Annotated in this window: 13 protein-coding genes and 1 tRNA gene; 13 read left to right on the top strand and 1 reads right to left on the bottom strand. The window is 67.7% G+C overall.

Going from position 1 to position 11,737, the window contains the following annotated elements; genetic code table 11:
- The 8 genes from ACFPOE_RS00390 (at position 1) to ACFPOE_RS00425 (ending at position 6,183) form a co-directional block, all read left to right on the top strand.
- Positions 1 to 1,719 (top strand): tetratricopeptide repeat protein, encoded by a 1,719-nt coding sequence (locus ACFPOE_RS00390; protein WP_376848011.1) that lies wholly within the window; start codon positions 1 to 3, stop codon positions 1,717 to 1,719.
- Positions 1,716 to 2,219 (top strand): lipoprotein insertase outer membrane protein LolB, encoded by a 504-nt coding sequence (locus ACFPOE_RS00395; RefSeq protein ID WP_376848012.1) that lies wholly within the window; start codon positions 1,716 to 1,718, stop codon positions 2,217 to 2,219. The genes ACFPOE_RS00390 and ACFPOE_RS00395 overlap by 4 nt, the downstream gene beginning before the upstream one ends.
- A 5-nt stretch (positions 2,220 to 2,224) precedes the next feature.
- Positions 2,225 to 3,106: a 4-(cytidine 5'-diphospho)-2-C-methyl-D-erythritol kinase gene (gene ispE, locus ACFPOE_RS00400; RefSeq protein WP_376848013.1), complete on the top strand. Its 882-nt coding sequence runs from the start codon at positions 2,225 to 2,227 to the stop codon at positions 3,104 to 3,106.
- Between the two features lie 26 nt (positions 3,107 to 3,132).
- A tRNA-Gln gene (locus ACFPOE_RS00405) sits at positions 3,133 to 3,209 on the top strand.
- Positions 3,210 to 3,254: 45 nt separating this feature from the next.
- Positions 3,255 to 4,232, top strand: a complete 978-nt coding sequence (locus tag ACFPOE_RS00410) for a ribose-phosphate pyrophosphokinase (RefSeq protein ID WP_376848014.1) — start codon at positions 3,255 to 3,257, stop codon at positions 4,230 to 4,232.
- Between the two features lie 95 nt (positions 4,233 to 4,327).
- Entirely contained in the window at positions 4,328 to 5,071 is a 744-nt protein-coding gene (locus tag ACFPOE_RS00415) for a 50S ribosomal protein L25/general stress protein Ctc (RefSeq protein ID WP_376848015.1), read from the top strand.
- Positions 5,072 to 5,143: 72 nt separating this feature from the next.
- Positions 5,144 to 5,764, top strand: a complete 621-nt coding sequence (gene pth / locus ACFPOE_RS00420) for an aminoacyl-tRNA hydrolase (protein ID WP_376848016.1) — start codon at positions 5,144 to 5,146, stop codon at positions 5,762 to 5,764.
- Positions 5,761 to 6,183 carry a hypothetical protein gene (locus tag ACFPOE_RS00425; protein ID WP_376848017.1) on the top strand — a complete coding sequence of 141 codons (423 nt, stop codon included), beginning with the start codon at positions 5,761 to 5,763 and terminating at the stop codon, positions 6,181 to 6,183. Before pth ends, ACFPOE_RS00425 begins: the two co-directional genes overlap by 4 nt.
- Here the strand turns inward: ACFPOE_RS00425 and ACFPOE_RS00430 are convergent.
- A complete protein-coding gene (locus ACFPOE_RS00430) occupies positions 6,180 to 6,458 on the bottom strand; it encodes a YfhL family 4Fe-4S dicluster ferredoxin (RefSeq protein WP_376848018.1) in 279 nt (92 codons plus the stop codon). The genes ACFPOE_RS00425 and ACFPOE_RS00430 overlap by 4 nt on opposite strands.
- Before the next feature lie 44 nt (positions 6,459 to 6,502).
- Between ACFPOE_RS00430 and ACFPOE_RS00435 the strand changes: the two genes are divergently transcribed.
- The 5 genes from ACFPOE_RS00435 to ACFPOE_RS00455 all read left to right on the top strand — a co-directional run bounded on the left by ACFPOE_RS00435 (position 6,503) and on the right by ACFPOE_RS00455 (position 11,735).
- Positions 6,503 to 7,453 (top strand): ABC transporter permease, encoded by a 951-nt coding sequence (locus ACFPOE_RS00435; RefSeq protein ID WP_376848019.1) that lies wholly within the window; start codon positions 6,503 to 6,505, stop codon positions 7,451 to 7,453.
- A complete protein-coding gene (locus ACFPOE_RS00440; protein WP_376848020.1) occupies positions 7,450 to 8,325 on the top strand; it encodes an ABC transporter permease in 876 nt (291 codons plus the stop codon). Before ACFPOE_RS00435 ends, ACFPOE_RS00440 begins: the two co-directional genes overlap by 4 nt.
- The gene (locus tag ACFPOE_RS00445) at positions 8,322 to 9,320 is read left to right on the top strand and encodes an ABC transporter ATP-binding protein (protein WP_376848021.1); all 999 of its coding nucleotides are present in this window, start codon (positions 8,322 to 8,324) and stop codon (positions 9,318 to 9,320) included. The genes ACFPOE_RS00440 and ACFPOE_RS00445 overlap by 4 nt, the downstream gene beginning before the upstream one ends.
- Entirely contained in the window at positions 9,317 to 10,171 is an 855-nt protein-coding gene (locus ACFPOE_RS00450) for an ATP-binding cassette domain-containing protein (RefSeq protein WP_376848022.1), read from the top strand. The genes ACFPOE_RS00445 and ACFPOE_RS00450 overlap by 4 nt, the downstream gene beginning before the upstream one ends.
- Positions 10,172 to 10,241: 70 nt before the next feature.
- Positions 10,242 to 11,735: an ABC transporter substrate-binding protein gene (locus ACFPOE_RS00455; RefSeq protein ID WP_376848023.1), complete on the top strand. Its 1,494-nt coding sequence runs from the start codon at positions 10,242 to 10,244 to the stop codon at positions 11,733 to 11,735.
- Positions 11,736 to 11,737: the final 2 nt, after the last annotated feature.

Here is an 11,737-nt window from a genome sequence, read left to right on the forward strand (position 1 = left end):
ATGAAGTGCCTACATCGCCTTGCGCCCCTGGCGCTGCTCCTGCTGGGCCTGGCCCAGGGGACCCACGCGCAGACCACCGACACCACGCCGACTGCCCTGAACGCGGAGCTGTTCTACCAGCTGCTGCTCGGCGAGATCGACGTCGTTGGCGCGGAGCCGGGAGCCGGCTACTCCCTGATCCTGGATGCCGCGCGCAAGACCAACGACCCGGCACTTTACCAGCGGGCGGTGGACATCGCCTTCCAGGCGCGCTCGGGCGATGCGGCGCTGCAGGCCGCCCAGGCCTGGAAGCAGGCCCAGCCGCAATCGCGGGAAGCCAACCGCTATGTATTGCAGATCCTGGTGGCGCTGAACCGGGTCGCGGACACCGCCAGCATCCTGAAGAACGACATCGCGCTGGCCAGTCCCGGCGACCGGCCGGCCGTCATCGCCGGCATCCCGCGGCTGTTCGCCCGCGTCAGCGACAAGAAGCTGGCGGCGTCGGTGGTCGAACAGGCGCTGGCCGACAGCCTGGCGATCCCTGCCCTTGCGCCTGCCGCCTGGACCTCCATTGGCCGGATGCGCCTGGCCGCAGCCGACACCTCGGGCGCGCTGGATGCCGCCCGCAAGGCGCAGGAGCTCAACCCGGCGGCGGAAGGGCCGGCCCTGCTGGCACTGGAGATGATGGATCCCAAGCAGCCGCTGGCCGAGCCGATCGTGCGCCGCTACATGGAAGGCAAGCCGCTGACCGAGCTCAGGATGGGCTACGCCCGGGCCTTGCTGGACGCGCAGCGCTACGCCGAAGCCACCATGCAGCTCAAGAAGATCACCGCGGAGCGGCCGGAGTTCGCCGAGGCGTGGCTGGTCCAGGGCACGCTGCAGCTGCAGGACAACCAGCTGGAGGCGGCCGAGTCGTCGCTCAAGCGCTACGTGGAGCTGGCACAGAGCCATGCTGCCGGCGATGAACGCAACCGGGGGCTGGCGCAGGCTTACCTGCTGCTGTCCCAGATCGCCGAGAAACGCAAGGACTACGCCGGCGCCAGCGCCTGGCTGGACCGGATCGAGAACTCGCAGGACCTGGTCGCGGCCCAGAACCGGCGCGCTTCGCTGCTGGCGCGCCAGGGCAAGATGGCGGAAGCGCGCCAGCTGCTGCGCTCCATCCCCGAGCGCAACCCGGCCGATGCGCGCAACAAGCTGCTCGCCGAGGTGGGGCTGCTGCGGGACAACAAGCAGTACCGCGCCGCATATGACCTGCTGGCCCAGGCGGTGCTCAAGCAACCGAACGACAGCGAGCTGCTCTACGAACAGGCGATGCTGGCGGAGAAGCTCGGGAACAACGCCGACATGGAGCGCCTGCTGCGCCAGGTGATCGCCGCCAAGCCGGACTACCACCCGGCGTACAACGCGCTCGGCTATTCGCTGGCCGACCGCAATATCCGCTTGCCGGAAGCCCGCCAGTTGATCCAGAAAGCCCTGGATTTCGCGCCCGGCGATCCCTTCATCAGCGACAGCCTGGGCTGGGTCGAGTTCCGGATGGGCAACCGCTCCGAGGCGCTGCGCATCCTGGACACCGCCTACAAGGCCCGTCCCGACGCCGAGATCGCCGCCCACCTGGGCGAAGTGCTGTGGACCAGCGGCCAGCGCGACCGGGCCCAGGCGGTGTGGAAGGAAGGCCTGCTCCTGAACAGCGAGAACGAGACGCTGCAGGAAACCCTCAAGCGACTGCACGTCAAGCCATGAGCGGCCTCCTGCGCAGGGCCGCGCTCGGCCTGCTGGCGGGCGCCGCCCTGCTCCTTGCCGGCTGCGCGTCGCCGCAACTCGCCCCGCAGAAGGAAGAAGTCTCGGCTTCCGTCTGGCATGGCCGGATGGCGCTGCAGGTGGAAGACCAGCCGTCGCAATCTTTCTCCGCCGGCTTCGAACTGCGCGGCCGCGCCGAGCAGGGCGAGCTGACCCTTTACAACCCGCTGGGCGGCACGCTGGCCGCGCTTCAATGGGCGCCCGGCTCCGCCACGCTGCGTTCGGGCAACGAGGTGAAGCAGTTCGACTCGATCGACGCGCTGGTGGCAGGCGCCACGGGCACCGCGATCCCGGTGGCCAGCCTGTTCGACTGGCTGGCCGGCAGCAACACGCCGGTCACCGGCTGGGAAGCGGACCTGTCGCAACTGCCGCAGGGGCGGCTGCGGGCGCGCCGCGTGGCGCCCCCGCCGGCGGCCGACCTGCGGGTCGCGCTGGACAAGTAGCGGGCATGAAGGCCCTGTACGACGTCCCGGCGCCGGCCAAGCTCAACCTGTTCCTGCACATCACCGGCCGGCGGCCCGACGGCTACCACCTGCTGCAGTCGGTGTTCATGCTGGTGGACTGGTGCGACACGCTCCATTTCGAGCTGCGCCCCGACGGCCTGATCAGCCGCGAGGACAGCGCCATCAGCCTGCCGGCGGACGACCTGGTGGTGCGGGCCGCCCGCGCCCTGCAGCTGGCCGGCGCTTGCGCCCTGGGCGTCCACGTGCGGCTGGAAAAGCGCATCCCGGTGCAGGCCGGCATGGGCGGCGGCTCCTCGGACGCAGCCTCCTGCCTGCTGGCCCTGAATCGCCTGTGGAAGCTGCAGCTGCCGCTGGCTGCGCTGGAGAAGATCGGCCTGGCGCTGGGATCGGACGTGCCGTTCTTCCTGCGCGGACGCAATGCCTGGGTGGAGGGGATCGGCGAGCAGATCCGGCCGCTGGAGATTCCGGCCGCCCGCTTCGTCGTGGTGAAACCGCAGCAGGGCCTGGACACTTCGCTCATCTTCCGCGACGCCGGCCTGAAGAGGGACACCGCTCCTGCTATAATTTCAGGCTTTGCTGCAAACCACGAAGGCTCTTATCCATTCGGATTCGGCCACAACGACTTGCAGCCGGTCGCGCAGAGGCTTTGCCCCGCGGTTACCCAGGCCCTGGAGTGGCTGGACAACCAGGGGCTCGGGGCCCGGATGACCGGCTCGGGAAGTGCGGTGTTTGCGCAGTTGCCGCAGGAAAAGGCCCTGCTCCCTGCTCCGGCGGGATGGCAGGTCCGACAATGCGGCAATATGGCGGTCCACCCCCTTTCGGGATGGGCAGCCAGCGACGATTTCGGTGGAAGGCCGATGTCCTGAAAGGGACGCAAGCCTTCGACCCGTGTAGGGGAGTCGCCAAGTTGGTAAAGGCACTGGATTTTGATTCCAGCATGCGAGGGTTCGAGTCCTTCCTCCCCTGCCAAATACGTTCAGACGTACAGGCATTAACGTAGATCCTGGAACGCCAATGCAAGCAGCTCAATCGCCCGACTTCATGGTGTTCACCGGCAACGCCAATCCGGCACTGGCGGCGGAGATTGCCGGCAACCTCGGGATCAGCCTGGGCGCCGCGCACGTCGGCCGGTTCTCGGATGGTGAAGTCACCGTCGAGATCAACCAGAACGTGCGGGCCCGTGACGTGTTCGTGGTGCAGTCCACCTGCGCCCCGACCAACGAGAATTTGATGGAATTGCTGATCATGGTGGATGCGCTCAAGCGCGCGTCGGCCGAGCGGATCAGCGCCGTGATCCCGTATTTCGGCTACGCCCGCCAGGATCGCCGGCCGCGCTCGTCGCGGGTGCCGATCTCGGCCAAGGTGGTGGCCAACCTGCTGCAGACGGTGGGCGTCTCGCGGGTGTTGACGATGGACCTGCACGCGGACCAGATCCAGGGCTTCTTCGACATCCCGGTGGACAACATCTACGCGTCGCCGGTGCTGCTGAGCGATGTGCGCTCGAAGAAGTATGACGACCTGATCGTGGTCTCGCCCGACGTCGGCGGCGTGGTCCGGGCCCGGGCCCTGGCCAAGCAGCTGAACACGGACCTGGCGATCATCGACAAGCGCCGGCCGCGGGCCAACGTGAGCGAAGTGATGCACGTGATCGGCGACATCGACGGCCGCAACTGCGTGATCATGGACGACATGATCGACACCGCCGGCACGCTGGTGAAGGCGGCCGAGGTGCTGAAGGAACGAGGCGCCAAGAAGGTCTACGCCTACTGCACGCACCCGATCTTCTCGGGTCCGGCGATCGGGCGCATCGAGCAGGGCACGGCCCTGGACGAGGTGGTGGTGACGAACACCATCCCCCTGTCCGAAGCGGGCCACGCCTGCAAGAAAATCCGCCAGCTCTCCGTGGCGCCGCTGATCGCCGAAACGATCCAGCGCATCGCCAAGGGAGAGTCGGTGATGAGTCTGTTCTCGGACCAGGAAAACCTGTTCTGAAACAACGCCCCGCAAGGGGATCAAGCGGGACCGGCAACGGTCCTTTGTAGAAACGGAGCCACACTGGTCGCGGTGGGCTCTTCATGGAGAGAGTTATGAAATTCGTCGCTTTTGAGCGCGCAAAGCAGGGCACGGGTGCGAGCCGCCGTCTCCGCAATACCGGCAAGACGCCCGGCATCGTCTATGGTGGCGAAGGCGAGCCGCTGCTGATCGAACTCGATCACAACGCGCTGTGGCACGCCCTGAAGAAGGAAGCCTTCCACGCCTCCATCCTGGACATGGAGCTGGGCGGCAAGGCTGCCAAGGTGCTGCTGCGCGACGTGCAGATGCACCCGTACAAGCCGATGGTCCAGCACATCGACTTCCAGCGCGTCGACGCCAAGACCAAGCTGCACATGAAGGTGCCGCTGCACTACGTCAAGGCCGAGGAATCGCAGGCCGTGAAGTTCGAGCATTGCGTCGTCAACCACGTCATGTCCGAAATCGACATCACCTGCCTGCCGGCCGACCTGCCGGAGTTCGTCGAGGTCGACCTGTCGGGCCTGAAGAAGGGCATGTCGCTGCACCTGAACGAAATCACGCTGCCCAAGGGCGTGACCGCTGTCACCCGCGGCAAGCCGAACCCGGTGATCGTGTCCGTCGTGACCGTGGCCGAGTCTGAAGAGCCGGCCGCCGAGGGCGCCGCTCCCGCCGCCGAAGGCGCCGCCAAGCCTGAAGGCAAGGGCGAAGCCAAGGGTGATGCCAAGGCCGCTCCGGCCGGCAAGGCCGCAGCAGGCAAGGCAGCCGCACCGGCCGCCAAGGCCCCGGCAGCCAAGGCCCCGGCAGCCAAGAAGAAGTAGTCTTCCTGCCTTGCAGACGGCGGCCCACCTCGGTGGGCCGTTTTCGTTTCGGCCTCGATAATCGCCAGCATCATGATCAAACTGTTCGTCGGCCTGGGCAACCCCGGCGCTGAATACGAGGCGACCCGGCACAACGCGGGCTTCTGGTGGGTCGACGCCCTGGCGCGCGAGCTGAAGGTGTCGCTGGCGCCCGAGCGCAGCTACCACGGGCTGGTGGCGCGCACGGCGCTGCACGGGCAGACCCTGTGGCTGCTGGAGCCGCAGACCTTCATGAACCTGTCGGGCAAGTCGGTGGCGGCGCTGGCCCGCTTCTACAAGATCGAGCCGCAGGAGATCCTGGTGGCGCACGACGAGCTGGACGTGGTGCCCGGCCAGGCCAAGCTGAAATTCGGCGGCAGCCACGCCGGCCACAACGGCCTGCGCGACATCCATGCCCAGCTGGGGACAGGTGATTATTGGCGTTTGCGGCTGGGAATAGGTCACCCCGGCGTGAAGTCGGAAGTGGTCAACTGGGTGCTGAAGAAACCGGCGCCCGAACAGCGCACTGCGATGGAGGAATGCATCGCGCGCACCCTCAAGGCAGTGCCTGCGATGCTGGCCGGCGAAATGGACAAGGCGACCCTGATCGTGCACACGAGCAAGCCGCCGCGTCCGAAACCACCCAGGCCCACCGAAGGAGAAGAAAAGCCATGACCAAGCCAGCCGGCCCCGCGTTGCTGCTGTTCGCCCTGTCCGCGCTCTGCCTGACGGCGCAGGCGCAGAACGTCTATCGCTGCGGCGAGAGCTACAGCAATTCGCCCTGCGCCGGCGCCACCGTCGTGCCGACGGACGACCCGCGCAGTGCGGCGCAGAAGGCGCAGACCGACGCGGCCACGAAGCGCGACGCCAGGTTGGCCCAGGTGCTGGAGAACGAGCGGCTCAAGGCCGAGGGAAAGCCGGCATCCGCCGTCATCTTCGAGCAGCCCCAGGCGCATGCGCCCCGGCCGGTCGACAAGCCCCTGGCCAAACCGAAGGGCAAGGGCAAGCCGGAATTCTTCACCGCGGTGGCGCCCAGGAAGCCGGGCGACGCGCCGCCGAAGAAAAAGAAGAAGAAGCAGGCCCCCGCGGCCTAGCCGCCCGCGGCCGGCGCGTCGTCGCGCGCCTGCGCCGTCAGCCGCTGGTACTTCTGCCACAGCGTCTCGCGGCTCTCCACGTGCTCGGGATGGATCGGGATGCAGGCGACCGGGCAGACCTGCACGCATTGCGGCTCCTCGAAGTGGCCGACGCATTCGGTGCAGCGCGAGGGATCGATCTCGTAGATCTCGACGCCCAGGTAGATCGCCTGGTTCGGGCATTCCGGTTCGCACACATCGCAATTGATGCATTCGTCCGTGATCATCAATGCCATGCCGAAGTTCTCCCGCAACCAGTTCTGGCATTATCGGCGCCCAGATGAGTGTTTTCCTGTTCAAGCGCCTGATCACCCTGGTCGCGACGCTGATTGGCGCTTCGATCGTCATCTTCCTGGTGCTCGAAATCCTGCCGGGCAACGCGGCCCAGATCATGATGGGCCCGGACGCCGCGCCCGACGCGGTGCAGGCGCTGGCCATCAAGCTGGGCATCGACCGGCCGCCGCTGGAGCGCTACTGGCACTGGGTCAGCGGCATGCTCACCGGCGACCTCGGCCTGAGCTATGCCTACAGCACCCCCGTCAGCGAACTGGTGCTGGAGCGGCTGGCGCTCACCGTGCCGCTGGCCCTGATGGCGATGGCCATCACCACCGTGCTGGCGCTGGTCGCCGGCATCTACGCCGCCTCAAACCACAACAAGCCGGGTGACGTCGGCCTGATGGCGCTGACCCAGGTCGGCATCGCGATCCCGAATTTCTGGTTCGCCATCCTGCTGATCCTGCTGTTCTCGGTGAAGCTGGGCTGGTTCTCGGCGGGCGGCTTCGAAGGCTGGAGCGAAGGATTCCTGCAGGGCGTCAAGGCGCTGCTGCTGCCGGCGATCTCGCTGGCCTTCGTGCAGGCGGCCATCCTGGCGCGGATCACGCGCTCCGCGGTGCTCGACGTGCTGCGCGAGGACTTCGTGCGCACCGCCCGCGCCAAGGGCGCCTCGCAGCGGCGCACGCTGTGGGGCCACGTGCTGCGCAACGCGCTGATTCCGGTGATCACGGTGATGGGCCTGCAGTTCGCCGAACTGCTGGCCGGAACCATCGTGGTGGAGAGCGTGTTCTACCTGCCGGGGCTGGGCCGGCTGATCTTCCAGTCGATCTCCAACCGCGACCTGATCGTGGTGCGCAACTGCGTGATGCTGCTGGCCGCGATGGTGGTGGTGGTCAACTTCGTGGTCGACGTGCTGTATTCGGTGATCGACCCGCGCGTGAAGGCCAGCGACATATGAGTTCCATCCCGATCGTCGGCGCCGCCCCGGCGCGGCCACCCGGCTTCTGGCGCCGTGCACGGGCCAACCGCAGCTTCATGATCGGTGCCGTGCTGTCGCTGCTGCTGGTCGGGGCGGCGTTGCTGTCGCTGGTGTGGACGCCCTACTCGCCTTACGAGATGGACATCCCCGGCAAGCTGCAGCCGCCTAGCGCAGCCCACTGGCTGGGCACCGACCCCTTCGGGCGCGACGTCGCTTCGCTGCTGCTGATGGGCGCCCGCGCCTCGATCATGGTCGGCATCATCGCCGTCGGGATCGGCCTGATCGTCGGTACCGCTTTCGGCCTGCTGGCGGCGGCCCGGCGCGGCTGGGTGGAGGAAGCGATCATGCGGCTGGCCGACTTCGGCTTCGCCTTCCCCGCCATCCTGTCGGCCATCATGCTGACGGCGGTGTTCGGCGCCGGCATGGTCAACGCGATCATCGCCATCGGCCTCTACAACATCCCGACCTTCGCCCGCATCACCCGCGCCTCCGCCAACGGCGTCTGGTCGCGCGAATTCGTGCTGGCGGCCCGCGCCTGCGGCAAGGGCACCTTCAGCATCACGATCGAGCACGTGCTGCCCAACATCCTGTCGGTGCTGATCGTGCAGGCCACGATCCGCTTCGCGATCGCCATCCTGGCCGAAGCCGCCCTGTCCTACCTGGGCCTGGGCACCCAGCCGCCACAGCCCTCCTGGGGCCGGATGCTGAGCGAGGCCCAGACGCTGCTGTTCCAGGCGCCGCAGCTGGCGGTCTTCCCCGGCGTCGCCATCGCGCTGGCGGTGATGGGCCTGAACCTGCTGGGCGACGGCCTGCGCGACGTGCTCGATCCGCGGCTGGCGAGAAAGCGATGACGGCCTTGCTGGAAGTCCAGGACCTCAGCGTCCGCCTGCAGACCCAGCGCGGGCCGGCCTACGCCGTGCGCAACGTCAGCTTCTCGCTGGAACGCGGCGGGACGCTGGGCCTGATCGGCGAATCCGGCTGCGGCAAGTCGATCACCGTGATGTCGCTGATGGGCCTGCTGCCGGAAAGCGCCCAGGTCACCGGCAGCATCCGCTTCGAGGGCGAGGAGCTGGTCGGCCGGAAGGACGCGCAGATGCGCCGCATCCGCGGCGACCGCATCGGCATGATCTTCCAGGAGCCGATGACCGCGCTCAATCCGGTGCACAGCATCGGCCGCCAGGTGGCAGAGCCGCTGCGGCTGCATCGCGGGATGAACGCCGCGGCCGCCCGCAAGCAGGCGATTGCGCTGCTGGACCGGGTCGGCATCCCCGACGCGGCCCGCCGCATCGACGCCTATCCGCACCAGTTCTCCGGCGGCCAGCGCCAGCGCATCACCATCGCCATGGCGCTGGCCTGCGCGCCCGACCTGCTGATCGCCGACGAGCCCACCACCGCGCTGGACGTGACGGTCCAGCAGCAGATCCTCGACCTGATCCGCGAGTTGGTCGCCGAGCGCGGCATGGCGCTGATGCTGATCTCGCACGACCTGGGCGTGATCGCGCAAAACGTGGAGCGCATGCTGGTGATGTACGGCGGCAGCGTGGTGGAAAGCGGCCCGACCGCCTCCGTGTTCGCGCACATGATGCATCCCTACACCCGCGGCCTGTTCGCGGCCCGCCCCAGGCTCGATGCCGTCCGGGGCCAGCGGCTGGCGACCATTGCCGGCACGGTGCCGGAACTGGCGGACCTGCCGCCGGGCTGTCCGTTCGCCGGCCGCTGCCGCTTCACCATCGACGAATGCCTGCGCGTCGTGCCGCCGCCGTACGAGGTCGATCCCGGCCACGTGGCCCGCTGCATCCGCCTGGACGCGGTGGCCGAAGCCGCGGCGCAGGGAGTCTACGCATGACGCAGCCGGCACCGGGCGAACCGCTGCTGCAGGTGGAGAATCTGGTGCGCGAGTACGCGCTGCCGCGGGAAAAGCTGTTCGGCCCGGTGCCCAAGGTGCATGCGCTCAACGGCGTCAGCTTCAGCGTGCGATCCGGCCGCAGCCTGGGCATCGTGGGCGAATCGGGCTCGGGCAAGTCGACGCTGGCGCGGCTGGTGATGGCGCTGGACCAGCCGACCTCGGGCACCGTGAAGCTCATGGGACGCGACCTGCACGCCCTGCCGCGCGAGGAATTGCGCCGGGCACGGCGCGACTTCCAGATGGTGTTCCAGGACCCCTACGGCTCGCTCGATCCGCGCCAGACCGTGGAGCGGATCGTCGGCGAGCCGCTGGCGGCGCAGCGCAACACGACGCGCGCCGAGCAGCACCGGCAGGCCGGCGCGGTGCTCGAGTCGGTCGGCCTGCGCGCCGGCGACATGGACAAGTATCCGCACGAATTTTCCGGCGGCCAGCGCCAGCGCATCGCGATCGCACGGGCCCTGATCACGCGGCCGCGGCTGATCGTGGCCGACGAACCGGTCAGCGCGCTCGACGTGTCGGTGCAGGCCCAGGTGCTGAACCTCATGCAGGACCTGCAGGCCGAGTTCGGCATCACCTACATGTTGATCAGCCACGACCTGGCCGTGGTGCAGCACCTGTGCGAGGACGTCGCGGTGCTGTGGCAGGGCCGCATCGTCGAACAGGGCCCACCGGAGAAGCTGTTCCGCGCCGCCGAACATCCGTACACGCAGGCCCTGGTTGCCGCCGTGCCCAAGGCCGAACCATCTGCCCGGCAAACCCCCCTTGCCACGCCAAGTCAATCTCAGGGATGATGCAATTCGCGCTCCCACAGAGGGGCTGGCCGTTTTCCTCAATGCCTTTCTTTCCCTGGAGTCCCGGAACATGTTGAAAAGACGAACCGTCCTGACCACTGCCGCCCTGGCCGCGGTGCCCCTGGCCTTGCCGCAAGCCGCCCTGGCCCAGGGCAAGAAGGATTCGATCGTGCTGGCCATGGCGCTGGAGCCGGTCGGCCTGGACCCGACGGCGGCGGCGGCCTCGTCGATTGCCGAAGTCACCCAGTACAACATCTTCGAGACGCTGACCAAGATCAACTCCGACGGTTCGGTGACGCCGCTGCTGGCCGAAGGCTGGGAAGTGTCGCCCGACCTGCGCACCTACACCTTCAGGCTGCGCAAGGGCGTGAAGTTCCAGAACGGCGAGCCGTTCAACGCCGGCGCCGTCAAGTTCTCCTTCGAGCGCGCCGGCGCCGAGAAGAGCACCAACAAGGACAAGCGCACCTTCGCCAGCATGGAGAGCATCTCGGCGCAGGACGACCACACGCTGGTGATCGTCAACAAGGAACTCGATCCCGACTTCCTGTTCCTGATGGGCCAGGCCACGGCCATCATCGTCGAGCCCAAGAGCGCGGACACCAATGCCACCAAGCCGGTCGGCACCGGGCCGTACAAGCTGGAGAGCTGGAGCAAGGGCTCGTCGGTCACGCTCACCAAGTGGGACGGCTACCGCAACGCGGCGAGCGTGAAGATCAGGAAGGTGACCTTCCGCTTCATCTCCGACCCCGCCGCCCAGGTCGCCGCGCTGCTGGCCGGCGACGTGGACGCCTTCCCGCGCGTCACGCCGCGCAGCGTGGCGCAGTTCAAGGGCAATCCCAGGTTCCAGGTGGTGGTGAGCGGCTCGCGGGCCAAGACCATCCTGGCGATCAACAACAAGAAAAAGCCGCTGGACGACGTGCGGGTTCGGCGCGCCATCGCGATGGCGATCGACCGCAAGGCCGTGATCCAGGGCGCCGGCGACGGCTACGGTGCGCCGATCGGCAGCCACTACGTGCCGGGCGCGCCGGGCTATGTGGACCTGACCGGCGTCAACGCCTACAACCCGGAAAAGGCCAAGGCCCTGCTCAAGGAGGCGGGCATCACGACGCCGCTGGAGCTGACCATGACGCTGCCGCCGCCGCCCTATGCGCGCCAGGGCGGCGAGGTGATCGCGGCGGAACTGGCCAAGATCGGCATCAACGCCAAGCTGCAGAACGTGGAATGGGCGCAGTGGCTCTCGGGCACCTACGGCAACAAGAACTACGACCTGACGATCATCTCCCACGTCGAGCCCTTCGACCTGGGCAACTTCGCCAAGCCCGATTACTACTGGAATTACACGTCGCCCAAGTTCAACGACCTGTACAACAGGTACAAGACGTCGCCGCGGGCGGCGGACCGCATCAAGCTGGTCGGCGACATCCAGCGCCTGATCGCCGAGGACAGCGTCCATGCCTTCCTGTACCAGCCGCAGTGGATCACGGTGGCCAACAAGAACGTCAAGGGCCTGTGGAAGGACATGCCGATCTTCGTCAACGACGTCGCCGCGCTGTCCTGGAGTTGAGG

Source organism: Caenimonas terrae, from assembly GCF_042655405.1.
Lineage (GTDB): Bacteria > Pseudomonadota > Gammaproteobacteria > Burkholderiales > Burkholderiaceae_C > Ramlibacter > Ramlibacter terrae_A.

Coding starts and splice junctions, on each gene's coding strand:
- ACFPOE_RS00390 (WP_376848011.1), top strand. CDS start 1: ATGAAGTGCCTACATCGCCTTGCGCCCCTGGCGCTGCTCCTGCTGGGC.
- ACFPOE_RS00395 (WP_376848012.1), top strand. CDS start 1,716: ATGAGCGGCCTCCTGCGCAGGGCCGCGCTCGGCCTGCTGGCGGGCGCC.
- ispE (WP_376848013.1), top strand. CDS start 2,225: ATGAAGGCCCTGTACGACGTCCCGGCGCCGGCCAAGCTCAACCTGTTC.
- ACFPOE_RS00410 (WP_376848014.1), top strand. CDS start 3,255: ATGCAAGCAGCTCAATCGCCCGACTTCATGGTGTTCACCGGCAACGCC.
- ACFPOE_RS00415 (WP_376848015.1), top strand. CDS start 4,328: ATGAAATTCGTCGCTTTTGAGCGCGCAAAGCAGGGCACGGGTGCGAGC.
- pth (WP_376848016.1), top strand. CDS start 5,144: ATGATCAAACTGTTCGTCGGCCTGGGCAACCCCGGCGCTGAATACGAG.
- ACFPOE_RS00425 (WP_376848017.1), top strand. CDS start 5,761: ATGACCAAGCCAGCCGGCCCCGCGTTGCTGCTGTTCGCCCTGTCCGCG.
- ACFPOE_RS00430 (WP_376848018.1), bottom strand. CDS start 6,458: ATGGCATTGATGATCACGGACGAATGCATCAATTGCGATGTGTGCGAA.
- ACFPOE_RS00435 (WP_376848019.1), top strand. CDS start 6,503: ATGAGTGTTTTCCTGTTCAAGCGCCTGATCACCCTGGTCGCGACGCTG.
- ACFPOE_RS00440 (WP_376848020.1), top strand. CDS start 7,450: ATGAGTTCCATCCCGATCGTCGGCGCCGCCCCGGCGCGGCCACCCGGC.
- ACFPOE_RS00445 (WP_376848021.1), top strand. CDS start 8,322: ATGACGGCCTTGCTGGAAGTCCAGGACCTCAGCGTCCGCCTGCAGACC.
- ACFPOE_RS00450 (WP_376848022.1), top strand. CDS start 9,317: ATGACGCAGCCGGCACCGGGCGAACCGCTGCTGCAGGTGGAGAATCTG.
- ACFPOE_RS00455 (WP_376848023.1), top strand. CDS start 10,242: ATGTTGAAAAGACGAACCGTCCTGACCACTGCCGCCCTGGCCGCGGTG.